We start from the raw sequence: 25,916 nt of genomic DNA on the forward strand, positions 1-25,916 counted from the left end.
ATTAAGCTAAGTTTTTTGGCTTAGCTTTTAGAGAATTCGCCATGTCAGCATATACGATAATTTTTGCACCTATTGCTCAAGCAACTCGTTCGGAACAAGTTGTAGAACGCTTGGAAAATGCAATTATCTCTGGTTTGCTCAAAAGCAATGAACAACTTCCTAATGAGGCAGATTTAGCACGCTTAATGGGAGTTTCGCCAATTACTGTTCGCGAAGCTCTCAATACTTTGCGTGTAAAAGGTTTAATTGATACACGTCGCGGTAGAAATGGCGGAAGTTTTGTTTGTGAACTACCTTCAGACTTACTTTTAAACCAGCATCCTTTGCGTCAAGCTTCAAATGAGTATCTTGCCGATTTAGGCGAGTTTCATAGTGCAATTTTAACGCATAGTGCATATTTGGCTGCTCAAAGAACCACTGAATATGAACTAGGCAAAATCAAAGAACTCATTGAGCAATTTGAACAAGCAGTTGAAGCAGATACACGTGCACAACTTGATTTACGTTGCTTGCTTACACTCACCTCATTTGCTCAATCTGCAAGACTCGCAAATCAGGAACTGACCATTCAGGCTGAATGGGCTCCACTGATAGCAGTACTTTATCGAGATGATGATTTTCACCGTGAAGTTGTAAAGCAATATCACCACCTCTTGTCATCTTTTATTGAAAACAATGAAAATGAAGCTGTGATTCAAGCAAGAAAAATAGTTTCAATGCTCACTGACCAAATGCTTCGGTATAAGTTATCAAGTGAATAAAAATAATAAATGAGATGGCTTATCAATAATCAAGTTAGAAATATGGAATTTTAGGAGTTATAGGAATGACCCAACACTTAGATATAGAAGAGCTTCAAAATTTATTAAAAAGTGTTGTTGAGGAAACAACAACGATTACCGAAACACTTGCAAATAAAGCCAGCAAAATTCTGTCAAAGCATGCATCTGAAAAAAATGCAGATATCAAGCTTTCAACTTCAGAACGCTCCGCTTTACAGAAGGAAATTAAAAATGCGCTAAATCAGAGCCATTATAGTCAAGGAACTGGTTTTGCGAGTTATAGTCCAGCAACACAAGATGAGCAAGACTATTGGACACTCGAATGGTGGTATAAAAAAGAAGATCAATTACACCAAGCGAAACTTGAAAACGAGCCTGTAAATTATTTTGTGTAAGTTCCATTTTTTATAAATGATCTTTTAATCGATCATCGAACTGAATCGTAAACCAATTCATTGCTAAACGCCAATTTTGAATTGGCATCGTCCATTTCTTCGCAGCATTTGATGTTGCTAAGTAAATGACCTTCTTTACTGAGTCATCAGATGAAAAGATTTTCCTTTTCTTCGTTGAATGGCGTATTACGCTATTCAACGACTCAATCGCATTTGTTGTATAAATTGCATGACGTATTTCGGCTGGATAGCTAAAGATCGTTCGGATATTTTCCCAATTGGCCCGCCAGGATTCTCCAATTTTGGGATACTGGTGATTCCATTGATCACAGAAGATGTCTAGGGATTTTAAAGCATTTTCCTCTGTACTTGCCTGATAAATCGCTTTCAGACCCGACGTAACAGCTTTGTAGTCTTTCCAGCTTACAAATCTCAGGCTATTGCGTACAACATGCACGATACACAGTTGAATATCAGTATGAGGGTAAACAGAGGCTATCGCGTCAGGGAAGCCTTTTAATCCATCTACACAGGCAACAAGAATGTCCTGTACTCCTCGATTTTTTAGCTCTGTCATGACTGACAGCCAGAATTTGGCACCTTCTGTCTGAGCAATCCACATACCCAGTAATTCTTTTTGCCCATCCATATTGATGCCTAAAGCAAGGTATACGGACTTGTTAATCACATTGGAGTGCTGACGGACTTTGACAACAATACAGTCAAGATAGACAACAGGATAAAGGCTATCTAAGGCTCTATTTTGCCACTCAGTCACTTGCTCAATCACAGCATCGGTAACTTTGCTGATGAGAGATGCTGACACATCGGCATCGTACATTTCTTTGAAGAAGGCTACAATTTCCCTATTAGTCATTCCTTTTGCATACAGTGAGAGGATTTGGTCATCCATACTGGTGATGCGTGTTTGGTGCTTTTTGATAATTTGTGGCTCAAATGAACCTTCTCGATCACGGGGAATATCTAAAGCCAGTTGTCCATCTTGAGTTGTAATGGTTTTAGAACTAAACCCATTACGGCTATTTGAGCCTTTCTTGGGCTGATGCTTTTCATAACCGAGATGGTCTGAAAGTTCAGTATTGAGTGCAGTTTCAATCATGAATTTTTTAAAGACTGCTGTCATTTGGTTTAAGTCTTCTGGTGTTTTTAGACCTTTAGCCAATTCGGCAGCCATACTTTTGATTGTTGCTTCATCCATGTGAAGTACCTTTTGTAATTATCCTCTGAAGGATAAATGAAAATTAAGTACTTACACAAAATTTAGAACAGTCCCTTGAAAACTACCAAAATGCGCAGCGCTTTTTAGATTTTCGCTCATTTGAATGGTTCCATAAACCTGCCCAAGATAAAAGCCCTTGCATACATGGCCCTTACGTTGATTATATTTGTAACGGCGCCTACACCATCACCATTGCTCACCCTGTCATGATTCATGATCAGTTTATTGGTGTCATTGCTACCGATATTTTAGTTTCGGCTCTCGAAAAGCTACTTATGCCAAAACTCAAAAATATCAAGCAAAAAGCAGTCATTATGAATGATTCATCTCGGGTCATTACTTCAAATGACATTAGCATCAGAACCGGAACATTATTTAAAGAAAAGACTGCTCAACAGTTTTTCTCACGACCGTGTCAGTCTTTCCAATTGGTCGTGATTTAAAAAGCAAAGAATAATGGTTCTTTATTCTAACTTTAGTGTGCCACCAAGGTGAAATAGCACTTTAAGCCTCTAGCTACTGTTCAAACTTTCTTCAATCAGACTTGTTTATTCAGGTCTAGGGGAAGTTTTGGCCTAAAAATAGCATCGCCTTTCTGGATGAAAAGCAAAAACAACGAAATTTGAGGTTGAAAAGACATGGAAAATAAAGCGTCTTCCTTAAAAAAACTATCTCTATGGCAAGTCAAGCCATGCAGCTCATTGATAACATCTCGGAAAAATACCAACTCAACTTTGACCGTAAATATGGCCATATTACTGCCGCCGTTCATGAAGGACATTTGGTTGGCTTAACCCAAGGCGCTGATGCACGAAAATATTTAGGCGAAGACCATACCCGTATTGTGGGTAAGCATGAACTGATGGACTATATTAAGTCGGACTACTATACAGGTGGTTTAATTGATGAGTTAGGCGGACAAATCCATCCTTTAGCTTTAAACCGTGGCTTAATTTATGGCTTTTGCCAAAATGGCGGTACTGTTTATGAACAAACCGAAGTCATTTCAATAGTAGAAAAAGAAGATGGTATTTATGTTCACACAACAAATGCTGTAGTCAAAGCTAAAAAGTCTGTGGTGTTAGCAGTACACCATGCCTCGTTTAAACTTTTATCAGAACAAAGCAATACGACTATTCCGTTTTATACCTATGTAGCGACCACTGCTCCATTAGAACTGGATACCAAAGAGCTTCTGCCATTTGGACATCCTGTTTATGACACTCAGTTCCAGATTGATTACTACCGCCCTGTGTTTAACAACCGTTTATTGTTTGGTGGCCAAGGTACAGGAACATGTTGGGGACCAGAGAAAACTTTAAATTATTTAGAGCATCGAATTCATACCGTGTTCCCGCAAATTAAAAATCTAGAGATGGATTTTGTCTGGAGTGGCACTACCGATTTAACTGTAAATGGTGCAGTCGACAGTCGTAAGTTCGGCAATAAGTTCCCGATTTATGCTGTTCACGGCTGGAGCGGTCATGGCGTAGCACAAACGGTACGCATTGGTAAGGCGATTGCGAATGACTTTGTTGGGCAATCGAATGACTTTGAAATGTTATCTAAAATTGACCATCAAAATATTATTTTTGGTCGTACCCTTGCCCCTGTCGTTATTCCACTCGCAAAAAGTATGTATGGCATCGGTGCAATGATTAACCCAGGCAAAATGGTATCTTTCTAATTTATAAAAGCGTCATTTTTCTAAAAAAGGATTCGTACAGTTGTGTGAATCCTTTTTTAGATATTAATTAGAATTAGTTAAATAGGAATAGGTCTATTTAGGCTTTAACTTGTTTATCAACTTGATTCATTAAGACTTCTATAAGCTCATCTTGCTTACCGTCAGCTACTGGAATTAAGTATACTTTTTTTATCATTAGCAATACCTATACAATTAAAGTATTCCTTTTTAAAACCGTTCCAATGTCCAATACGATATTGATCAGTAATAATATTAAAATTATTAAATTTAACAGTTTTTATTCCACAAATTTTCAATATCAAAAAATCTTTTTTAAAATAAAATCTAAAAATAGTATAACGATAATACTTAAAAAAATTTCTAAATAAATAAACTAATCCACATATACTACTAATAATAGGATATAAATAATACAATGATATATTAATACCAAATAAATCTATTGCCCATTTATCAGATTCAAAAGGAGCAGGCGCTAATATAAACATACAAAATATGAGGAATATAATACCAAAAATTTCACCAACTATAAGTTTGGTACAAGCAGAATTTATAAGGTGTTCATATTTATATAGTTCTTTATAATGCATTTTCTAAAACCTTTATTTTCTTATTCAACTTTATTCTTTTACGAATATAAATTCCTCTTGTTAACACTGTCAGAAATACAGTATCCCAGCAAACTTCATAGATAAAAGTATGTCCAGTTTTAACATTCATCTTTACATCATTACACTCTTAAAAGACTTACCTAGAACTTTGTCATTTCACTCATCAACTTCTATTTTATTTGTATATCAAATAAATGTCTTCAATCATTTCAAATATTTGTAGTTTTCTATACTTGCAATTCATCACTATTTTCTGATTAGGCTAATGATGCACAATCCATTACAATAGCGTCGGCTTTTTTAGACAGCGCATAGTATTTTGAGTAACTCAACTTCCCAATTAAAACGTGGACTTAAAAATCGTCACATCCAGTTAATCGCTATGGGTGGTGCTGTGGGCACAGGACTGTTTTTAGGCTCTGCACAAGTCATTCAGTCTGCTGGTCCTTCAATCATTTTAGGTTATGCCATTGTCGGTTTAGTTGCATTTTTAATTATGCGACAAATGGGTGAAATGATTGTAGAAGAACCTGTGGTTGGCTCTTTTAGCTACTTTGCACAAAAGTATTGGGGAAGATTTCCCGGTTTTTTATCGGGCTGGAACTATTGGGTAGTCTACATTTTAGTGGCTATGACTGAGCTTACCGCCGTAGCGAAATATGTACATTATTGGTGGCCTCATATACCTGCGTGGGTTTCGGTTTTATTTTTCTTTGTACTGGTCACTTGCTTAAACCTAGGCAACGTTAAATTTTATGGCGAATCTGAATTTTGGTTAGCCATTATTAAAGTTACCGCGGTCATTTCAATGATTGTGTTTGGCTTATATTTATTGCTTACAGCAGGCAATGACTCTATAGCGAGCTTTTCAAACCTATGGCAGCATGGCGGCTTTTTCCCGCATGGTTTTTCGGGTTTGTTCTATATGCTCGCCTTTTTAATGTTTGCATTTGGCGGTATTGAACTGATTGGAATGACTGCTGCTGAAGCTGAGAATCCGGAAAAAAGTATTCCACAAGCCATTAAACAAGTTATTTTTCGAATCTTGATTTTTTACGTGGCTTCACTCGCAATTATTATGTCGCTTATTCCTTGGAACCAACTGGACCTGGGTGGTTTAGATAAAAGCCCATTTGTCATGATTCTTAGTCAGCTTGGCATTGGATGGGCGGCACATTTACTGAACTTTATTATTTTGACTGCTGCACTGTCAGTTTATAACAGCGGCATGTATGCCAACAGCCGTATGTTGTACGGACTAGCAGTACAAGGCAATGCCCCTAAAGTCTTTGGACAAGTAAGCAAACAAGGCGTACCAACAGCCGCTGTTATCTTCTCTTCTATACTGATTTTTGGGTGTGTTTTACTTAATTATTTTGTACCAGAAGAAGCTTTAAGCCATCTTATGTACATGGCTGTTGCAGCTTTAGTTTTAAACTGGGCGATTATTAGCTTTACCCACTTAAAGTTTAAAAAGGCCATGAAACTTGAAGGACAAGTTGCCAAATTCCCTGCTCTATTTTCACCTTTAAGTAACTATGTCGTGCTCGTTTTTATCGGCATGATTTTATACATTATGTGGACTCAAGGCTTTAAAGAATCGGTAATTTTGATTCCAATCTGGATTACTTTAATGCTTGGTTTATATAAAGTTTTAAGGTTAGATAAATCACTTTGAACATCCTAAAAGGCTTATTCAAATAGAATAAGCCTTTCTTGTTTTAGGAATGTATAAACATGCTTGCTCTTAGTGTAAATCTAATCAAGCCAAATATTTATCTTGTTTCTGATCAATCACCCATCACTTAGTAGTTTTTAAATATATGCTATCCATTTAAAAATGGTGCTTAAGATATTTTTAAGAGATGATTATTAAAGTATAAGTGTTTACATGATCTATAAATATTTGTGCCAATGTTCAGCTAAAATCGTGGCTGACCAGGTATATCGTTGCGATCACCAATCAGGAAAAAGACGCTTCGCCATAAGTCGTGTTCTTTACCCACTTTACTGATTTTGCTCCATTCACTGCGTCGCTTAATGATGAAAGACAGGAAAAATTTTATGGAAAAAACGCTGCAATGCCCAAAGTGTGGTTCTACAGAAATTGAAACACGTGATCATGACAAACTACTTAAAACCACTGGCGGTGTTTTACTAACAGCTGCGGGAACAACAGCGGGTACCGTAGGCGGTGCTGCAACAGGTGCTTCTATAGGAGCAGCGATTGGTACAGTTGCTGGACCATTAGGTGTAATTGTTGGCGGTACTGTAGGAACTTTTGTCGGTGCAATCAGTGCAGGTATTACTGGTGGTGTAGTTGGCAATATTTTTGGTAAAAAAGCAGGTGTAATGATCGACAAAAATATATTTCAGGATTACCGCTGCCTAAAATGTAAATACCGTTTTAAAGTAAAGAAATAATCTAATTTCAATTGAATTAAGCAGGTAAAATCAATTTTCAACTGACTCTCCTGCTTAAACTCAACTTTTATAAAGTTCCTCAAATCATAAAGATATGAAGCAACTTATCTAATAAATTAAAACCCAAATTCAGATTTTAATTTACTTCGCAATTCCATCTTGTTGGTACTGAGGTGAGCGTGGGCCATATAACAAACCTGTACCCGGACTATAAGGAGTCGGAGTAAACAGTTGAGCATTTACCATACTTGCTATTGGATAAGCACGATCATTAAAGTTGCTAGAAATCTGTTCAACCAAAGCACCGACTACAGCACCAAGTAAACCAGAGTTACCATCACTACTTGATTGGGATAACTTTTTCTCACCTGTCCAAATCACATCACCTGTTTTTAAATCAACAAGTTTTGCATCTGCACTTACTGTGGCAACACTTTGAATCACTTGGTATTTAGAGCCATATTCTTTAATTCGAATGTATAAAGCAGCATCTGCACCAAAAATCTCTTGTAATTTTTGAGGAGCAATAGACTGCGCATCACTGCCATTGGTGACACCATTCTCTTTAAACATGTTGTCTACAACAGAGATGGGAAAAACATAATAGCCAGCTTCTGCTACAGGCGCTATTACGGTTGGCCAATAACTGTAAGTCGCTTTTACATCTGGTGAATCATTGACTGGTGGCAATACCAAAATTGACTTTGGCATATGAGCTTTATAAGCGGTTATGTCTTTATTCGGTGCTGGAGTGACTGCACATCCAGTAAATGTAATGCTAGAAATAACCAAACCAGCAATTAGCAACTTCTTAATCATGATTTTGTATTCCCACCATTCGCATTCATTTTTTGCAATAAGCGATCCATTAAAACCGTAGACTCTGGATAGACTTGACGTTCAAGCTGGAAATACTCGATTGCTTTTTGAGAATTATTTTCTTGTAAATACAATAACCCTAAATGCGCATATAACCCCGGCGGAACAGCTAGGCCCTTACCTTTAGTTTTTTGAATCTCAGCTTCTAATGTCGTGATTTGTGCACTTGGTGTCGCTTTTTCAGGTGCGGTATACATCAAATAAGTTTGATGCGGATAACTTCCCCAATTATATAAAGATTGAGGACCAGTGGCACAGCCCACCAATCCCAAAGCAAAAACACTACTTAAAACAATTTTTTTCATCTAACACATATCCAAAATTATTGAATTGACCAACGGTTATTTTGAATATCTGTTACAAGATTATTTACTGCTTCACGAACAGCTAAATCGAGCACTTTACCATTTAAAGTAGAATCGTAAGAGGCAGTAGAACCAAAGCCTAAGACTTCACGTGCACCTAATGCATATTCACCAGCACCTTGTACTGAGTGCACAACTTCTGAAGTTTTTACATCAATAATATTTAAATTAACTTTTGCATAAGCAACTTGCTGTTTACCGCGGCCTAAAATACCAAATAGTTGCTGATCACCAACTTCTTTACGGCCAAACTCAGATACATCACCAGTAATCACATAACGAGCACCTTTAATAGATTGAGCAGTATTGCTATAACCTACTTCTTGTTTTATTTCAGATAAATTGTCGCGATTTAAAACTGAGAAATAACCAGTTTGCTGCAAATGTGTCTCAAGAATTGTTTTCGCTTGGCCACCTAAACGGTCTACATTATCTGAGAAAACTCCTCTCATATAACTAGAGCGGTTATCAAACTTACCAATAGAAACAGGAGCTTTTACTCCATTATATTTAATTGCAGAAGTTGCTGCGGTGACTTGAGAACTTTGTATCGTTCTTGATGTTTCAGTGGTTGAACATGCGATTAAACTAAAAGAACTCGCCATAGTAATGATTAATATTTTTTTCATGTTTACTCTATAAAGATAACTAAAATACAAAGAATACATATTATATACAAAAAGACTATCAAATGAGCTTCTAAATTAATCCGTGAGCAAAAATCTGATCAATTAAATTAAAACTTTTAAGTAATCCACTTATTATTTTCTGAATATTTAATCATAAGAAGCATATAAATAAATAGTCACTCCAATGAGCTGTATATGCTTACGAAGTCACTTAGAAAAATTCTATCTGTCCAATCAAAATCAGCTACTTACTTTACGCTACTTATAAGATATGAAAGAATTGCGACCTCATATAACTTTTGAAATTTAAAATGAGAAAAATATTATTTTTAAGTTTAGTCAGTCTGCTTAGCTCATATAGCTTTGCAGAAGATAATAATTCGGTTTATAGAGGAATGGGTACTGGGCCTCAGGATTTTTTAAAGTTTCAAATACTCAAACAAAAAGGCTTTTTAGCCAAGAAACCTAATATTTCGCGAGCAGACTATAACGATATATACAAACTCAAAAGGCCTTATGAGTTTATGGGACAAAACGTTGTACTCATTTCGGATGAATATATGTCTGAATATGTGGGCTGTTGTGTAAGTGAAGGTTGGGGAGCCGTATTTAAGCAAACTTCTAATTTGAAATTGATTGAAAAATTTGCGAAAACAAATCAATGTAGTGTCGGACCTATAGAGTCAACCAGTGATTACTATGGCTTTAAAATTCGTTCTCTGCCAAAAGGTAATTATTATGAATTATCATGCCGTGAACGTGACTTAGCTCAGTCTGAATGAGTTAAAATTAAAATCTGAAAATAAATAATAGTTTTTAAAATCTCTGATAAAGACAGACAAATATCTTTGTCTGTCTTTCTTATTAAAATTAAGATCTAATAAATTCCAACAGATCTTTATTAATTGTTTCTGCTTCGGTAGTCGGCATTCCATGAGGGAATCCTGGATAAGTAATTAACTTACCATTTTGAACAAGCTCTGCAGATAATTTACCCGAAATTTCAATAGGAACAATTTGATCATCTTCACCATGCATAACAAGAACAGGAATCTTAATTTTCTTTAAATCTTCGGTGAAATCAGTCTGAGAAAACGCAACAATTCCATCATAATGAGCTTTAGCTCCACCCATCATTCCTTGACGCCACCAATTTAAGATAACTGGCTCTGATACTTTTGCACCTGGACGGTTGTACCCATAGAAAGGACCTGCTGGCACATCGTAATAAAACTGAGAACGATTTTTAAAAAGTTGATTTTGAAGATCGTCAAAAACCTCTTTTGGTAAACCATTTGGATTATTCTCAGTTTTAACCATTAGCGGAGGAACTGCACTAATAAGCACAGCTTTAGCAACTGGATCATTTTGATAATTAGCAACATAATGTGCTACTTCTCCCCCTCCTGTAGAATGGCCAACGTGCACTGCTCCATGAACACCGAGATGATCAACTACTGCGGCAACATCAGAAGCATAATGATCCATATCATGACCATCCCAAACTTGAGATGATCGACCGTGACCACGTCGATCATGAGCAACGACGCGGAAACCTTCTTTAAGAAAGAAAAGTAATTGTGCATCCCAATCATCTGAGCTTAGTGGCCAGCCATGATGGAAGAAAATAACAGGAGCATCTTTCGGCCCCCAATCTTTATAAAAAATTTCTACATTATCTTTTGTAGTTACATAGCCCATTTTATGCTCCTAAATAGAAGTTATCACTTTTAATTCATTCAATTGAAAGCTATAAGCTGCAAATTGCTAACCTACAACCTAGGAATATCAACACTAAATTTCATGTTGATGTTTTTTTAAGAAGGCGTAACAAATTTACCCTCAACTCGTTAGAGTTTTCAAAAACTTATTTATCGCTACCGTCAACTAGAAGTACTAATTGCCTGAGTTGATACAACTACCGCAAGCAACATTTAGTTATTGAAAGAGATAGTTTTCTCATATCAAACCTATTTTTAAATATAGATAAATTTGTTTTTAGAACAAATAGTTTGATATCAAACTATTTGTATAATTATTATTTGCACACATTATTAATTAAGTCAAATATTTTTTATACTAACTACTTAAAACCTGAAATCATTTTTCACAATATGAATAAAAACCGTACTTTAGATAGTCAGCTTTGTTTTTCGCTATACACAGTTGCGAATGCATTGACTCGTAAATACCGCCCTTATCTTAAAGAGTTCGATTTAACTTACCCTCAATTTATTGTTTTATTGAGCTTATACGATAAGGATAATATTTCACTTAAAGAGTTAAGTGAGAATACTTTAATAGATGCAGGTACGCTCACACCTTTAGTCCAAAAATTAGAAGCAAACGACTTTTTAAAGAGAATACCCGTACCTGAAGATGAAAGGATGAAAAAAGTTGTCCTTACACAAAAGGCAGCTGATTTAAAAGAACAGATTATTGATATTCCAGATAAAATTCGATGCTCAATGAGCATGAATGACGAAGAATTAGATCTAATCATTCACTTATCAAAGAAATTACTGGTTGACTTATAAATTGAGCCTTCATTTATAAAATGATCATTAAAGATGTAACGCCTTTAATGATCTATATTTATCGCATTTACTTGCATAACATTAACAAAGAAATTAATTAAATCATTATCCAATATTTATGCTGAAATTTATAAAATGATAAATCCTGTTGTTTGTCACATCCACGCATAGAACTTAGATGTAATTTAACGCAAAGTATTAAAAAACCGCTCCACCACCGCATCTCTTTCATCTAAACAATCTGTACTTAAAAATTTAAACATTAAGCCATCGATTAGATTTAAAACCATGTCAGCACTTGGCCTTAAGTCACGGGTTTCAATACTAAAAATTAAGTCAAAAATTTCATGATGCAGCCATTTTCTATACTCAATCGCCATACGGTAAGCCTGAGGATAAGTCACCTTAATTTCAAAAAAGGCTTTAAGTAATAAGTGGTATAGGCTGTTAGAGTTAGCATGTAAAACTATAATTTCTTTCAGCTTATCGGTTGGTGTGCGGTAATAGCTTGAATAAATAATAGCGAGTACTTCTTCTTTAAGGAGACTTTTTTGAAAGCCGATACACATTTCAATCAGACCCTCTTTTGAGTGAAAGTAGTTATAAAGCGTGGCTTTTTGAACTTCCGACTCTTTAGCAATCAGGTCTACACCTGCTGTGTGAAAACCATAGGTTGTAAAGAGGCGAATGGAAGTTTGAATAACCTGTAATTTTTTGGAAGATGTTTCTAAATTTCGCATAGTTTTACCGTTATAAAATTCTTGTTGTTTCTAAAAGAGAAAAAGCCTGTGCCCTTTCTGGCAGAAAAAAGGCACAGCAAAGCCATAAAGACTGTGCTTGGCACATCTCAAGTTTTATTGTTGCTAAGTTTTTGAGCCGTAATGACTTAAAGCCTGAAAACCCTAAAGGCCATCAAGCTGCTTTAAATTTTTAAGTGGTGTCGTTATAGCTTTTGGCAAAGGCTGCCAAGAAATAATGGATGTGCAAAGCCAACTCCTTTTTATTGGGAGTTCTGCCAAAACATTAAAATTATGGTGGCAGAACGGAAGAAGGTTGACAGACTGGTCAAACGAGGCCAGCACACCCAAAGGTGTCCCCCTCCCGTTCCACCGCAGAGGGGGCACGAGGGTGCACACACTAAAAGTATAAAACCTTTAGTGCTCGTTTGAATCAGCCTGTCAAAGCCGGCTGGCAATGTGGCCAGCAGGCAAAGAATAGTTCCCAACCCTCTTACAGTCAAGCACACAAAATGACATTTGTTTTAAATTAGATTGATCCTAGCCAAAATAATGGACAGTACTTCCCTCTAAAGATAACGTAACGTTAACTTTGGAGATCCAAGAAATGGCCAAACGTTTTAGTGCTGAATTTAAACAGCAAGCAATTGATTATGCACTTTCAAACTCACACGAGCCTATAGCTGCAATCGCCCAGAAATTAGGTGTGGGTTATTCAACTTTAGACAAATGGATTCGTGAAACCAATCCAGTGGGTTCAAGCAAACGTCAACTTTCACCAGAACAACAGCGGATCTTGGAATTAGAGAAAGAAGTCAAACAGCTCAAGGAAGCCAATGACATCTTAAAAAAAGCGCATGTGTACTTTCTAACAGATCATGCCAAGAAAAGTACACGGTAATTCAAGATCTAGATATGAATGAAGTCACGGTATCTTCTGCCTGTAAATACCTAGGTGTCAGCACTTCAGGCTATTATGCCTGGCGAAAACGTCAGGCCAATACGGTAGAGAAATATAATGATTTAAAAGCCGTATATTGGCAGCATCATGCACGATTGGGTGCACCTTCATTGGTACATGACATGCATGATTTAGGTTACAGCATGAGTGAACGCACTGTTGGAAGAATGCTGAAAAATCTGGGTTTACGCAGCAGGATTGCGCGTAAATACAAGCATACGACTGATTCAAACCATCGTTTGCCTACAGCACCCAATCTGTTAGAGCGTCAATTTACAGTCATTCAGCCTAACAAGGTTTGGACAACGGATATTACCTATATCCGTACCAAGCAAGGTTGGCTGTATTTATGTGTGATGCTGGATCTATTTAGTCGTCGTATCGTGGGGTGGCAAACCAGCCATCGAATAGACCGCCAGTTGGTGTGTGATACGTTTAACTATGCAATGGCTCGTCAGGGTTATCCAACTGGTGTTATGGTTCATTCGGACCAAGGTTCACAGTACTGTAGTCGTGATTTTAGAGCGCTGTTACTGACAAATGATTGTACTCAGAGTATGTCTAGACGTGGAAACTGTTGGGATAATGCAGTGACTGAAAGCTTCTTTCATACATTGAAAGGTCATGTGGTCCATGGCAGTGTGTTTGCCACTCGAAAAGAAGCGAATGCTGTCTTGTTTGACTATATTGAGATTTATTACAATCGGGTCAGAAGACATTCTGCAAATGGCTGGTTAAGCCCTGAAGCCTTTGAGAAGAAATATTTTAAGAATTTAGAGGGATTTGTTGTCCACGATACTGTCTAGGATCAGATCATTAAAAAGTAAGGATAAATAATTGACAAGTTATTGTTAATTTGAGGTTTATAAAAATAGTAAAAATCTTAATAACGTGTGCAAGGTGAGATGTTTAGGACTTAAGTGAGAGCAAATTATGTTTTTTAATTTTTAAATAATCAATTCTATTCTGATCAAACATTAATGATTTATTTATATTAAAAAAGGAGTGACTCTACTCACCCCTTTCTTATTAAATATTCGTGAATTACCAACCCCAGCACGTTCCTGTAGCAGGTTTTCCACATAACTTGTAATTTACCGCATACCAAATACTTCCACCTGTACGCGGTGTTTTATCTTTCTTGATTTCGTCACGGGTCAAATCTGCAAGATTAGAAATTGAAGTCGCAGTAACAGAACCTTTAGCAGCATTTTTCACAAGCTGTAATGCCCCCAAATCTGCGGCAGTTGAAGTACCATAAATAATATCAGTCGGTTTGGTACTTCCCATCAATAATGAATAATCAGCAACCGCTGCCTGATAGCCTGTTGCACTACCCGATACAGTTAAGTCACTTTTTATTTCAGTAGTTGCCAATACATCTGCAGCACCGTACACACTCGCATCGGTATGATAGAAACTTAAAGGATGTACCAGATTATTAGCGATTTGTTTATTAAACCAATCTTCCCATAAAAACTCAGTATAGTCCGTTGCATTGGCAACTTTGCTATAACCAATATCACGTGTGAAATAGACTAGTGAACGATATGGATTATTTTGCATACCATCAGGGTTACTTGCCGATTTTAGGCCTAAGTTTTTAGGTAATTGTTGATATGAAATCGGTTGGTTTTTCCCATCTCTTAACCAAGCTTGGCCATTGGCAAGCATTTTCGCCCAAAACTCATCCGCAGTTTTACTATCGCTATAATTTCCAACAACTTTTACCCATACTTTAAGTTGACCACCGCCATCAGGCAGCTCACGGAATTCGGTCATTGTATGATGACCATCGGTCAGATAAAGACGCCCATCATAACCCACAACAACTGTTTTCAAATCAGCCGTTTCAGTGCCCGGTTGTTCTTGACAGTTAAATGTCTCCAATTGTTTTAAATTGGCCTTTTGTAGGTCTTGCAGACTTGTAAAATCATCACGACCTTTTGCACCAATCGCTTCACAATAATCACTAAACTTCTTACCAATAGTTTTATTTAAATAAACTAATTGATTGACTGGATCTGCTTGCCAAGTTGGGCGCTGCAAATCACCTTGCCAACGCCCTAATTTATAATAAATTTGATCATAACCAATTGCACCCTGCGTTGGGATCAAATCAGCAATCGTAACTTGAATTACATCATTGGTTTTGACTGCAAGAAAACGCTGGTCACGGGTATCTGTAGGTGTTGGAGAAACTGCCGTAGATTGCTGATCATTACTATCATTGCAAGCAGTTAGAGCCATCATGCTCGCAACAAGAAATACCAAACTTAGAACCTTATAAGATTTTTTCTGCATGGCTGGAATTCACCCCAATAAATTGCATTATTTTTATACAGCAGGATTTCATTTATATGACCAATCGATGTCATTTTAATGAATATAGTTATAGATCAATCCATTAGAGTAACGAAAAAATCGTCAATAATATTATAGTCCATATCGAAAATGGTTTTGTAATATGCTATTTTCAAATTATGCATTGATAAAATATCTATCTTACAAACATAGACCGATACTTCATATAGATCAGTTTCTAGACTAATACTATCTAATTTAAAAACTAGAGAATTAACATCTTCAAATATATCTAAATCATGAGGCTTATTTTCATTAAGAAGCTTCCTTAAGTTTTCTATTGAAATACTTTCAATTAAAATATTATTCATTTCATATTTTCTTATATTAGCAATTTATTTACTCTAACTTTAACTATCACAATTGATTTTATAAAACATATCATCAAGTGTATCTAGTGTCTTATTTTTAACAATATCTAATAATGCAGCACGCAAACAATCAATCGTCATTTCCTCTAAAATTAGCATGTTAGATTGCCAAAAATAACGACCAAATTGACAATCACCACTTGCTCTAAATTTTTCCATTAAATATTCAATATTTTTAAGCGTTACTGCTGTTCCAGCATATTTAATATTATCTACTATAATATTAAAGTCTATATTTTGCTCAGCCACATTAAAATTATCCAATTCATGCATAACCAATAGTTTAAATTCGGAACACTCATAAGTAAGCATTTTATAAACCTAAGGTTGTATTATTAAAATAACAATAAAGATCAGTTTTTAAGCATAAATAAAATAAATTATATTTACTTTGCCATATTCAAAGTTAAATCCTTGAATATTATATCACACTCACTTAATATAGTAACTTCTGAATTTAAATAACTATTAACTAATGCTTTAGCATCCATATTATATCCAATACCTTCTATTTAACATTACATAAGATTTAAAGTAGATTTTTCGTTTAAAAGCTCAATTAAGTATTCAAAATTATCTGGGTTATCATAGTTATTAAAAGAATACTTTGTTTCTTCAAAATACTTCCAAGTAATGTTCAAAGGTACAGTTATACAACCAATGCCACCAGTGAGACTATCCGACAAACCACCAAAACTAGAACCAAAGTAGCCCATCAATCCATTCACTTCCTCACCTATACAGCATAAGAAATCATTAAAGGACTTAATATTTCTACCATCTATAACTATTGAACTTACTAAGTTTGTAGGCTTGTACTGTTGAATCCAATACGAAACTCTTATCCACTTCTTTTTCTGTTCTTCGTTTAAATTGCACCAATCTTGTAATTTAAGCTGATTTTTTCGATATTTCTTAATTAAATCAAATTTAAACTCATCAAAATAAGTCTCCTCTTCGCATAAATTTAATATCAATTTATTATCTTTCACTTCAAAAGATTCAATACTAGAACTTAAAACCCCGAAATATTCGTTATTTTCTTTTAAGAAGAATAAATTAATGCCATAGATATCATACTTATACTTTTTACTTTTTTTATTTATTTCACCCTCACCAAAAAAACCATGAAAAACAACTTGAGTATCAGTGATTACACAATTTTCTGAAAGACATCCGCTCCAAATAGTTACATCATCATCAAACTCACTAAATTCACTTATTTCAATATAAAAAACATACTCTTCTGTAAGTTCAGAACTCATATAATATTTTCCTCTATCTCTGCTTTATTTTTAAATTTTGACGGCTTACTAATATGAAATTTCTAATGACGAGTATTTTTTTAAAACTTCAATAAAATCATCTAAATGATGATAATCTTCTTTCGACTCAAAATTATCTTTAGAGTACTGAAAATTTATCCATTTAACTTTTAAAGGAAAATCCCACAGTACATCAGCAAATGCATTAAAGTTATAACCTAAGTATCCTAATACTCCATAAACCTCCTCTCCAAAATAGCAATACACATCTTCTTCACACAGTAGGTATTTACCATCAACAGTTATATTTAATGATAAAGGTTCCCCTCTTTCGTTCATTCTAAAATAAGCAAAATCTAACCAGCATTTTTTTTCTAGCTTTGTAAAATTTAACCATCTCTTTTTACCTATATTTTCATTTGAAAGATGAACCAATAGCTCTTCTTTTTTTCTAAATTTTTCAAATCCCTCTAATTCTCCTTCTATACCTTGTAGTCCCATACAAAACTCAATAGAGAGCTCTTCACCATTAAAAGTAAAATTTTCAGAAAGAAATAAGCGGTTTACTATATTATTTTCTTTTAATTCTGTAGTGAGCTTATGCTGAGTTTCAATCGTTATATAACAGTAGCAATAATTATTTTTTCCAAGATAACTACTAAAAATCTCCAAAGAATTTTCCAGTTTTTGTAGATCATTAAAATTACTTACTAAAACTTTATTATTATCAACCCATATTTTTTCAAAATAAATTCCATCAATAAATTCATCTTTTTCTTCTTCATAAATGTACTTACATAAGTTTAGTTCAAACAATTTTCGACTATTCCAATTCTCAGATATATTTGTTAAATATCTTATCATATATACCTAATATTGAATAATTTTTATAGATACATCTATGAACTAAATCAGATAGGTATCAACTCCTGTTTTTCTTAATTCATATTGCAACCCAGAAGCCAAAGCAACAATCGTTAAGACAGCAAAAAATGGATTCGTCTTAGATTTTTTCAATGAATGATCGTAAAGCATAAGCTTAATGCCATCTGTATATCCTCTTTCATTGACTATAGCGAACATTGTTCCAATTTCTAATCCTTTTAGACTTGATAAATTATTCGAACATCTCTGTTGAATCGTCTTGTCTGGTAAGCAAGAGTAGACCTTTAATTCAATTTCATCAAAATTATGATTAACTGTAATAGCCCAAAACTTTTTATTAATTTCAAATATTATACTTTCGGCTGGATCTTCAGAATTAGAATTTTCATCTACAACTAAATAAAGATCATCTATTTTCCGAACTTCATCAATATTTTTAATTGCATCAAAAATATCACTCTGCACCATATTCTTACCTTATTATCAGTTTCCAACACCCCAAATACATATTTTAAAAATCACTGTATGAGTAATTTAATTTTTAATTCTATCACAACTCATAAAACATAGTATTTTTTAAATCTAGAAAAATAAAAATATTTTTATTTAAAATCAATAGTATATAATTAGAAAAATAGACAAAAGAAAGGACAAATACATCTAAAATAGCTTTAATTTTAAATATAAAATCCTTTCAGGTGTGAAATTATATTTTTCTAATAAATTTTATATATTCAACAGCACTACTTTCTAACTGAGTAAAATTAATTTCATTCTCAGCACCATAAAATGAAAAATAAGAACAATATAAAGCTTTAACATATAATGTAGTTAATTTAAAAGGTAAAAGAACATTTTCTAAAGTAGCTGAGTACTTACCTTTCTCTGAGAAGTCTACTTCTTTACTTCCTGCCGATACAGCAAAACCAATTTTTTTATTAGCAAGCATATTCCCTGATGCCCCATATGCCCACCCATAAGTAAAAACATCATCATACCATTTCTTCAGTAATGGTGGACAGTTAAACCAATAAATTGGAAATTGAAAAATTATAGTGTCGTATTTTTCCAGCATAGTTTGTTCATATTTTACATCAAACTCTCCATTTGGATATCTACTATAAAGTTCATACACAACTATTTCATCTGGATACTTATTTAATTCTTCAATCCACCTCTTATTAACTTTTGAATTTTTAATGTTAGAATGAGCTACAATAACGAGTTTTTTATTTTGCATGAATATATACCAAAAAATTAAATTAAAAAAATTCGAAAATTATTGAAATAGCAGAAATTATTAACATGCCACCCATTAACATATTAAAATATTTCATACGATTACCTTTGTTTAAAATCAAGGCAAATCGATCTCCACAAACTCCCCAAAAAAACAAGCAAACATAGCAAGTTATAAAATATATAATAATAAAGGTAACTAAACTGGTATATCCATTTAAAGAGGAAAACATTGTAGTCCCCGATATACAAGCTAACCAAGCTTTGGGATTTAACCATTGAAGCAAGAAACCGTCTCTAAAACCTGGTACAAAAACCTCCTCATTATCATCTATAGAGACTTTAGAGTCCGAAAACATAATTTTATAACCAATATACGAAACGAACAATGCACCTAAAATAGCTAAGATTTTCAACAAAAATGGGTATGTAACAAAAACACTATGAAGACCAAAACCAATAAAAATTAAAAGTAAGACAAAGCCGATTGTGGCCCCTGATATATATGATATTGTCTTTTTAAGACCGTAATTAATACTAGTAGATAATATTACTGTATTAACAGGACCTGGTGTAATCGACATCGCAAATGAAAAGAGAAACATGGACATAAACATAATTAATCACACTTAAACAATTGAAAAAAAATCTTTTTGATCAACTACAGTCTTTCTAGGCGTTCTATTTAATTTAGACCCCAAACTTATAAATCCTACTATTGAATCATGAAGACTAAGATTTAAAAATTCTCTTAAATCATTATTTACACACCATTTTCCAGTTCTCCAGTAACAAGCATAACCTAATAACTCAGTAGAAATTATTATTTGCTGAATTACTGCTCCAATCGTTACATATTGCTCTGTAACCGGTACTGCATGATTATTATCAACTTTCAATATACAAATTAAATACGCTGGAGAATTATAAAATTTACTATTAAATTTTTTTAAATCCGATTCAAATTGCAAATTATTACTATAAAACTCTTTTTTTGGCGAAATTAATTGTCCTAATTCATCCCTTTTTTTTCCAGAAAAATAATAAAAATGCCAATTCCTTAAGTTTTTATGTACAGGTGCTGTCAATGCACACTTAAAAACATTTTGCAAAATATCATTTGGAATTTCATTATCTAAAATTGGTTCTGATTTTCGCATCATAATTTTACTAACAAAATCATTCATAATATAATCTCAACTATAGAATCACTAATTTGATGTGTAACGCAGGCTCTCGCTAGTAAAAAATTTCCAGTAGTATGATCAATAATTCTTATTAGACATGAACCACATAATCCTCTACGACATGAATTCTTTATTTTATAACCATTAGACTCCAAATTAATTAAAATTGACTTTTCTGGGTTAATATTAATTTTACTGATAGATTTATTAAAAACCACATCTAAAATTATTTTTTTTGACATACAAACCTCTTTATTAAATTTTTATAGAGTTATAATTATCTACCATTAGCTTAGTTAAGTCCTTCACAGGATTATGAAATATATCATACATTTTCCCATGTTCTATAATACTACCTGTATCAACAACATATATGTAATCGGATAAATGCCTTACCACATGCAGGTCATGTGAAATAAAAATCATAGTAATTTTCTGAGTTTTATTTAGTTCTAGTAAAAGATTTATTATTTGAGACTGTACAGAAATATCTAAAGCTGAAAGAGGTTCATCTAAAATAAGAATTTTTGGATTAGGAATTAGAGCTCGTGCAATATTAATACGTTGTAATTGTCCTCCACTTAATTGACTGGGGAACATATCTAAGACAATATCATTAAGTCCTACTAAAGAAAGCATACTAGTACATTTTTCTCTACACTCATCGTTTTTTAAATTTAAGAGATTTTTACAAGGTACTTTCAAACTTTCAAAAATTGTTCTTTGTGGATTTAAAGAACTATACGGATCTTGAAAAACAATTTGTAGATAGCTATAAAAATTTTTATTTGATATTTCAGTAATATTCAAATAATCATTTTTATACTTTAACTCAATTAATCCAAATTTAAAATTTTCTATTTTTGATAAGATTTTTGCAATAGTACTTTTCCCGCCACCAGATTTTCCAATAATAGATGTTATAGTACCCTCTTCAATATCCAAATTAATATTATTTAGTATATAATTATTTATATTTTTAACCCTGAGTATTTCTTTCATATTAACCTCAAAAATGACATCTATAGGTAGAATCTTTTAATTCAGGCACTTCCGTATTACATTTTTCTTCAACTAATAAACATCTATTTGAAAATCGACAGCCCATCACATATTCATTTGCCGATAAAATTCTACCTTTAATAGTTCTAAGATTTTCCTTGTATTTAATATTTTCACTCGGAATAAGAGAAATTAACTCTCTTGTGTATGGATGTTTTGCATGATCTAATATTTTTTGTGTTTCTATTTTTTCAACTACCTGACTGGAATACATAACAATTGTTTTATCAGCATATTTTTTTATAACTCTCAAATCATGAGATATTAATATTAAACCCATTTTTCTTTTCTTAACTATTGCTTTTAAAAGATTTAGTATCTGCTCTTGTACTAAGGGATCTAAAGCTGTAGTGGGTTCATCTGCTATTAATAGACTAGGTTCTCGCGCTAACATTAAAGCAATTAATATTCGTTGAGCCATACCGCCTGAAAGTTGATGTGGATAGAGTTTTAAACATCTTTCAATATCTTTAATTCCCATCTCATTCAACAATTCAATTGATTTATGCTCGATATTTTCACTCTTATTATTCAATAACATAGCATTCTTTAATTGACTTTTCACATTAGCTGAAGGATCAAGTGCAGTATGAGGGTTCTGAAATATCATTGCTATATGTTTTCCTCGCAGCAATTTTATTTCATCATAGCTATAACTTTTATCTTCATAATTATATGATCTAAAACTGGTTACCAAGTTTTTACTATTTAAGGCAAGCAGTGTTTTAGCTAGTAAGCTTTTCCCACTTCCTGATTCACCGATAATTCCAATGATCTCTCCATGATTTACTTCTAAATCAATGTTATCTAATAAAATTATGTCTTCAGTTTTTACTTTAAGTTCTTCAATTTTTAATAGCATTTTTTTCTCTTTTATTAATTGTAAGATTTTCACCAATATAGTTTAAAAACAACACTACCAACATTAAACATAGACCAGGCAAAATAATGAGATATGGATTAGTACCAAAATAATTACGCGATTCTGCTAACATAGCACCCCATTCGGGCAACGGAGCTGGTATTCCTAATCCTAAAAAACCCAAAGCAGATATCTCTAATATGACTTCACTAAAAGATAATATAGATTGTTGCATTAATAAGTTTTTAGAATTTGGTAATATTTCATTTTTTAAAATTTGTATTTTGCTACTGCCAGTAACCTTAGCAATTGTTATATAAAGTTCAGTATTAATACGACTAGTAATAGAATGAGAAAATCTAATAAATCTAGGTATAAGTACAATGACTAGTGCTATAAATAGCTCTAACACACCATTACCAAAAATAGCTACTATTACGATTGCAAGTAAAATACCTGGTACTGACATCAGAATGTCGGAAAAACGCATAATAAAAGACTCTATTGTGCCCTTTCTTATCGCAGCATAACAACCTAAAAAAAAGCCAAGAATAGATGATGTAAATACAATAATAAGTGCTAAACCAATTGTATTTATTCCTCCCAAAATTAACCTATCTAAATATGATCTACCTATATAATCAGTACCAAAAATATAAGAGAAACCATTAGTCAAGCCAGGTTGCAGAAGAACTTTATCTATATTTTGGGTATATGGATCTAGAAAAAAACAAGAAATTCCTAATAAAACAAAAGGAAAAATAAAAACATGCTTTTTATTTATCATACTTTCACCCTTTGTTTTGGATCAATTATTTTCACTAGCATTTCAAGTATAAGATTCACAATTAAAATAAATACCCCAATGAAGAGTATTACTATTTGAATAACTGGATAGTCTCTACTTAAAACACTTGTTACAAGAAATCTACCAATACCTGGCCATGAAAATATTGTTTCAGTAAGAATAGCACCGGCAACGGTTACATTTATTAAATACAAACTTGAGATCGTTAAAACTGGTACTAATATATTTCTCAAAACATGCTTAAAAAAAATGCGTGATTCAGACATGCCTAAACTTTTTGCAGTCAATATATAATCTTTTCTTAAAACTTCCAGAATACTAACTTTAGTTATCTTCGCTATTGAAACAATAGGTACAATTGACATTGTTATAATTGGTAAAACCATATGATTTAGGCAGCTAAAAAAGGCAGTAAAGCCATAATTTTTATAATTATCACCTGTTAAACTATCGATTAAATAGAATCCAGTATATGGTATTAAATCAAACTCATACCCGACTCTACCAGAAACTGGAAATAAGTTAAATTTCAATGAAAAAATATTAATTAACAATAATCCAAGCCAAAATATTGGAATACAGTAAACAACCAACATGCTACTTGATAATATTTTCTCTGTTTTAGTATTAAAATTATACGCCAGATAAATACCTAGCATACCTCCTATAAAAAAAGAGAAAATAAAAACAATTAAACCCAACTCAAAACTAGCTTTCCATCTAGGTAATAATTCAAGAGTTATTGATTTACCACTAACAATTGAATGACCAAAGTTTCCTGTAAAAATATTAAGAGTATATATCTTAAATTGTTCATACAATGGATAATTTAGGCCTAAGCTCTCCATCATTACTCTATATTGTGCTGGATCATTTCCTCTATCACCTAGCATTAATAGAACTGGATCACCTGGTGCCAACCTTATTAGAAAAAATGAAATTAAGAATATAAAAAAAATGGATATAAAAAAATTTATGGATCTATTCATTATTTTCACCTTTAAATGTTAAGTATTGAAAATAATCCAAATCAAAAGGATTGTTGATATATCCGCTGAGTCTATTATTTGAAATTCTATAAATATCGGCATGCGCAAGTGGTACAATTGGTTCATCATTAGCTAATATGGTTAAAGCTTCTTCATATAATTTTTTACGAATATCCTGATTATTTGTTAGTTTAGCATTTGTAATAATTTCATTAAATTTTTTATTACAATATCTAGCATTATTTGAGCCTTTATCTACAGACTCACAACTTAACAATGGGAATAAAAAGTTGTCTGGGTCACCATTATCACTATTCCATCCCAACTGTACTAATTGATGTTCTCCATTTTTAACTTTTTGTAAATATGTCCCCCATTCATACGATTTAATTTTTACACGAATATTAGCTTTAGCTAAGTCTGATTGCATTAATTGTCCCATTTTCTTTCCATCAGGATTATATGGACGAGAAACTGGTAAAGTCCATAATTCAAGATCGATACCATTTGGGTAGCCAGCTTCGTTTAACAATTTTTTTGATTCTTCTACATTATAATTATATTTTTTCACACTATCATTATATCCTAAAACGTTTTTTGGATATGGATTTATTGCTATAGTTGCCTTATTATTATACACAATGTCTATATAACTTTTTTTATTTAATGCATAAGCAATTGCTTGACGAACCTTTAAATTATCTAATGGTTTCTTTTCCGTATTTAAAGCAAGATATCCAATATTAATTCCTTCATTTTTAATAACTTTAAATTCTTTATTTTTAGTTATCTCATCTATATCATGTGGATTTGGTGAAACAATAATATCACACTCACCTTTTTTTAATTTTTCCATACGCACACCAATATCTGGTGTAATAGAAATAATTAAATTTTCAATTAATGGCTTATCTCCCCAATATTTATTATTAGCCTTATATTTTATTACACTATCAGGAACATAACTAATAAAATAGTATGGCCCAGTTCCTAATGGAATATTATCAATATCTTCCCTCCTATTTTCCTTAATTAAATAATCAGCATATTCTTTTGAAAGAATTGACATAAATGGCAAAGCCATATTCTTGATAAAAATATAATCTGGTTTTTTCAGTTTTATTCTTAAATTTAAATCATCAATTTTATCGACACTTTCAATATTTTCACTAAATCCCATTCCTTGAAAATATTGATAATTTATTCCATTAACCTTATGGTATGGATTATTTACATCTAACTGTCGTTCAATTGAAAATATTACATCATCCGCATTTAAATTTCTTTTGGGTTTGAAAAAACTAGTCTCTTGAAAACTAATATTATTTTTTAACTTAAAAACGTATTCTGTTCCATCTTTACTTACTTGCCAACTTTCAGCTAATGACGGCACGATTTCCATCGTGCCAGGTTTAAAATCAACTAGCCTATCGTAAATAGTCGTAGCAGTAGCTGTTCTAGCTGTACCAGATAGAGTTTTCTGAGGGTTTAAAAGCTCTGGTGAACCCTCAGAACAATATATTAAAGTATTTTTATTTTCTTTTTTGGGTGGTGCACAACCTATCAAACTAATTGATACAGTGACGACACCACAAATTATCATTTTTTTTTTCAAT

At 33.1% G+C, this 25,916-nt stretch carries 28 protein-coding genes and 3 pseudogenes; 9 read left to right on the forward strand and 22 right to left on the reverse strand.

Annotated elements, in window-relative coordinates:
* The first annotated feature begins 41 nt into the window (after positions 1 to 41).
* Together F985_RS16625 and F985_RS16630 are read left to right on the forward strand one after the other, a co-directional pair.
* Positions 42 to 761 carry a FadR/GntR family transcriptional regulator gene (locus tag F985_RS16625; protein ID WP_004702882.1) on the forward strand — a complete coding sequence of 240 codons (720 nt, stop codon included), beginning with the start codon at positions 42 to 44 and terminating at the stop codon, positions 759 to 761.
* Positions 762 to 826: 65 nt separating this feature from the next.
* Positions 827 to 1,153, forward strand: a pseudogene (locus F985_RS16630) (histidine kinase); the annotation flags it as partial.
* A gap of 34 nt (positions 1,154 to 1,187) precedes the next feature.
* On the opposite strand, the gene F985_RS16635 reads toward F985_RS16630, so the two are convergent.
* Positions 1,188 to 2,396: an IS256-like element ISAba26 family transposase gene (locus F985_RS16635; protein ID WP_000343018.1), complete on the reverse strand. Its 1,209-nt coding sequence runs from the start codon at positions 2,394 to 2,396 to the stop codon at positions 1,188 to 1,190.
* A gap of 65 nt (positions 2,397 to 2,461) precedes the next feature.
* On the opposite strand from F985_RS16635, the pseudogene F985_RS0104540 reads away from it, so the two are divergent.
* Together F985_RS0104540 and F985_RS16640 are read left to right on the forward strand one after the other, a co-directional pair.
* A pseudogene (locus F985_RS0104540) lies at positions 2,462 to 2,860 on the forward strand (cache domain-containing protein); the annotation flags it as partial.
* A gap of 236 nt (positions 2,861 to 3,096) precedes the next feature.
* Positions 3,097 to 4,104, forward strand: a pseudogene (locus tag F985_RS16640) (NAD(P)/FAD-dependent oxidoreductase); the annotation flags it as partial.
* A 161-nt stretch (positions 4,105 to 4,265) separates the two neighbouring features.
* Here F985_RS16640 and F985_RS16645 read toward each other — a convergent pair.
* A complete protein-coding gene (locus tag F985_RS16645; RefSeq protein WP_004702893.1) occupies positions 4,266 to 4,715 on the reverse strand; it encodes a hypothetical protein in 450 nt (149 codons plus the stop codon).
* A 340-nt stretch (positions 4,716 to 5,055) separates the two neighbouring features.
* Between F985_RS16645 and F985_RS16650 the strand changes: the two genes are divergently transcribed.
* Together F985_RS16650 and F985_RS16655 are read left to right on the forward strand one after the other, a co-directional pair.
* Entirely contained in the window at positions 5,056 to 6,414 is a 1,359-nt protein-coding gene (locus F985_RS16650; protein ID WP_081401311.1) for an amino acid permease, read from the forward strand.
* 386 nt (positions 6,415 to 6,800) lie between these two features.
* Positions 6,801 to 7,160, forward strand: coding sequence for a hypothetical protein (locus tag F985_RS16655; RefSeq protein ID WP_000416091.1), 360 nt, complete (start codon positions 6,801 to 6,803; stop codon positions 7,158 to 7,160).
* A gap of 141 nt (positions 7,161 to 7,301) precedes the next feature.
* Here the strand turns inward: F985_RS16655 and F985_RS16660 are convergent, their stop codons facing one another.
* From F985_RS16660 to F985_RS16670, 3 genes are read right to left on the reverse strand one after another with little or no spacing between them, the layout of a single operon-like run.
* Positions 7,302 to 7,979 carry a DUF799 domain-containing protein gene (locus F985_RS16660; protein ID WP_004702899.1) on the reverse strand — a complete coding sequence of 226 codons (678 nt, stop codon included), beginning with the start codon at positions 7,977 to 7,979 and terminating at the stop codon, positions 7,302 to 7,304.
* The gene (locus F985_RS16665) at positions 7,976 to 8,344 is read right to left on the reverse strand and encodes a DUF4810 domain-containing protein (protein ID WP_004702901.1); all 369 of its coding nucleotides are present in this window, start codon (positions 8,342 to 8,344) and stop codon (positions 7,976 to 7,978) included. Before F985_RS16665 ends, F985_RS16660 begins: the two co-directional genes overlap by 4 nt.
* A gap of 17 nt (positions 8,345 to 8,361) precedes the next feature.
* Positions 8,362 to 9,033: a CsgG/HfaB family protein gene (locus tag F985_RS16670; protein WP_004702903.1), complete on the reverse strand. Its 672-nt coding sequence runs from the start codon at positions 9,031 to 9,033 to the stop codon at positions 8,362 to 8,364.
* 311 nt (positions 9,034 to 9,344) lie between these two features.
* Here F985_RS16670 and F985_RS16675 point away from each other — a divergent pair, with 311 nt between their 5' ends.
* A complete protein-coding gene (locus F985_RS16675; protein ID WP_004702905.1) occupies positions 9,345 to 9,815 on the forward strand; it encodes a hypothetical protein in 471 nt (156 codons plus the stop codon).
* Between the two features lie 88 nt (positions 9,816 to 9,903).
* Here the strand turns inward: F985_RS16675 and F985_RS16680 are convergent, their stop codons facing one another.
* Positions 9,904 to 10,734: an alpha/beta fold hydrolase gene (locus tag F985_RS16680; RefSeq protein ID WP_004702907.1), complete on the reverse strand. Its 831-nt coding sequence runs from the start codon at positions 10,732 to 10,734 to the stop codon at positions 9,904 to 9,906.
* A 413-nt stretch (positions 10,735 to 11,147) separates the two neighbouring features.
* On the opposite strand from F985_RS16680, the gene F985_RS16685 reads away from it, so the two are divergent.
* Complete coding sequence (locus tag F985_RS16685; RefSeq protein WP_004702909.1) at positions 11,148 to 11,570, forward strand: MarR family winged helix-turn-helix transcriptional regulator; 423 nt, start codon at positions 11,148 to 11,150, stop codon at positions 11,568 to 11,570.
* Between the two features lie 185 nt (positions 11,571 to 11,755).
* Here F985_RS16685 and F985_RS16690 read toward each other — a convergent pair whose 3' ends face one another.
* Entirely contained in the window at positions 11,756 to 12,310 is a 555-nt protein-coding gene (locus F985_RS16690) for a TetR/AcrR family transcriptional regulator (protein ID WP_004702911.1), read from the reverse strand.
* 604 nt (positions 12,311 to 12,914) lie between these two features.
* On the opposite strand from F985_RS16690, the gene F985_RS16700 reads away from it, so the two are divergent.
* Positions 12,915 to 14,074 (forward strand): IS3 family transposase gene (locus F985_RS16700; protein WP_085945698.1). Its coding sequence is split into 2 segments (ribosomal slippage): positions 12,915 to 13,149 and positions 13,149 to 14,074, totalling 1,161 coding nucleotides; the frame shifts between segments, so codons are not numbered across the junction.
* Positions 14,075 to 14,312: 238 nt separating this feature from the next.
* On the opposite strand, the gene F985_RS16705 is transcribed toward F985_RS16700, so the two are convergent.
* From F985_RS16705 to F985_RS16775, 15 genes are all read right to left on the reverse strand, one after another.
* On the reverse strand, positions 14,313 to 15,572 hold the full coding sequence (locus F985_RS16705; protein ID WP_004702914.1) for a ParB/Srx family N-terminal domain-containing protein: 1,260 nt from the start codon (positions 15,570 to 15,572) through the stop codon (positions 14,313 to 14,315).
* Positions 15,573 to 15,667: 95 nt separating this feature from the next.
* Positions 15,668 to 15,943, reverse strand: a complete 276-nt coding sequence (locus F985_RS16710; RefSeq protein ID WP_004702915.1) for a hypothetical protein — start codon at positions 15,941 to 15,943, stop codon at positions 15,668 to 15,670.
* 39 nt (positions 15,944 to 15,982) lie between these two features.
* Positions 15,983 to 16,252 (reverse strand): hypothetical protein, encoded by a 270-nt coding sequence (locus tag F985_RS16715; protein WP_228128573.1) that lies wholly within the window; start codon positions 16,250 to 16,252, stop codon positions 15,983 to 15,985.
* A 269-nt stretch (positions 16,253 to 16,521) separates the two neighbouring features.
* Positions 16,522 to 17,268: a barstar family protein gene (locus F985_RS16720; RefSeq protein WP_004702921.1), complete on the reverse strand. Its 747-nt coding sequence runs from the start codon at positions 17,266 to 17,268 to the stop codon at positions 16,522 to 16,524.
* Between the two features lie 48 nt (positions 17,269 to 17,316).
* The gene (locus tag F985_RS16725; RefSeq protein ID WP_004702923.1) at positions 17,317 to 18,132 is read right to left on the reverse strand and encodes a barstar family protein; all 816 of its coding nucleotides are present in this window, start codon (positions 18,130 to 18,132) and stop codon (positions 17,317 to 17,319) included.
* Between the two features lie 42 nt (positions 18,133 to 18,174).
* A complete protein-coding gene (locus F985_RS16730; RefSeq protein WP_004702925.1) occupies positions 18,175 to 18,621 on the reverse strand; it encodes a DUF6334 family protein in 447 nt (148 codons plus the stop codon).
* A gap of 238 nt (positions 18,622 to 18,859) precedes the next feature.
* The gene (locus tag F985_RS16735) at positions 18,860 to 19,393 is read right to left on the reverse strand and encodes an NAD(P)H-dependent oxidoreductase (protein ID WP_004702927.1); all 534 of its coding nucleotides are present in this window, start codon (positions 19,391 to 19,393) and stop codon (positions 18,860 to 18,862) included.
* A gap of 22 nt (positions 19,394 to 19,415) precedes the next feature.
* Positions 19,416 to 20,009, reverse strand: a complete 594-nt coding sequence (locus tag F985_RS16740; RefSeq protein WP_025469176.1) for a LysE family translocator — start codon at positions 20,007 to 20,009, stop codon at positions 19,416 to 19,418.
* A 12-nt stretch (positions 20,010 to 20,021) separates the two neighbouring features.
* The gene (locus F985_RS16745; protein WP_004702931.1) at positions 20,022 to 20,579 is read right to left on the reverse strand and encodes a nitroreductase family protein; all 558 of its coding nucleotides are present in this window, start codon (positions 20,577 to 20,579) and stop codon (positions 20,022 to 20,024) included.
* Positions 20,576 to 20,821, reverse strand: coding sequence for a 2Fe-2S iron-sulfur cluster binding domain-containing protein (locus tag F985_RS26335; protein ID WP_004702932.1), 246 nt, complete (start codon positions 20,819 to 20,821; stop codon positions 20,576 to 20,578). The genes F985_RS16745 and F985_RS26335 overlap by 4 nt, the downstream gene beginning before the upstream one ends.
* A gap of 13 nt (positions 20,822 to 20,834) precedes the next feature.
* Positions 20,835 to 21,581 (reverse strand): ABC transporter ATP-binding protein, encoded by a 747-nt coding sequence (locus F985_RS16755; protein WP_004702934.1) that lies wholly within the window; start codon positions 21,579 to 21,581, stop codon positions 20,835 to 20,837.
* Between the two features lie 7 nt (positions 21,582 to 21,588).
* Entirely contained in the window at positions 21,589 to 22,503 is a 915-nt protein-coding gene (locus F985_RS16760) for an ABC transporter ATP-binding protein (protein ID WP_004702936.1), read from the reverse strand.
* Positions 22,487 to 23,290 carry an ABC transporter permease gene (locus F985_RS16765; RefSeq protein WP_004702939.1) on the reverse strand — a complete coding sequence of 268 codons (804 nt, stop codon included), beginning with the start codon at positions 23,288 to 23,290 and terminating at the stop codon, positions 22,487 to 22,489. Before F985_RS16765 ends, F985_RS16760 begins: the two co-directional genes overlap by 17 nt.
* A complete protein-coding gene (locus F985_RS16770) occupies positions 23,287 to 24,300 on the reverse strand; it encodes an ABC transporter permease (RefSeq protein WP_004702940.1) in 1,014 nt (337 codons plus the stop codon). Before F985_RS16770 ends, F985_RS16765 begins: the two co-directional genes overlap by 4 nt.
* Positions 24,293 to 25,915, reverse strand: a complete 1,623-nt coding sequence (locus F985_RS16775; RefSeq protein WP_004702943.1) for an ABC transporter substrate-binding protein — start codon at positions 25,913 to 25,915, stop codon at positions 24,293 to 24,295. Before F985_RS16775 ends, F985_RS16770 begins: the two co-directional genes overlap by 8 nt.
* Between the last annotated feature and the right edge of the window lies 1 nt (position 25,916).

Origin of the sequence: Acinetobacter seifertii (assembly GCF_000368065.1) — a bacterium.
In the GTDB taxonomy this organism is placed as follows: domain Bacteria; phylum Pseudomonadota; class Gammaproteobacteria; order Pseudomonadales; family Moraxellaceae; genus Acinetobacter; species Acinetobacter seifertii.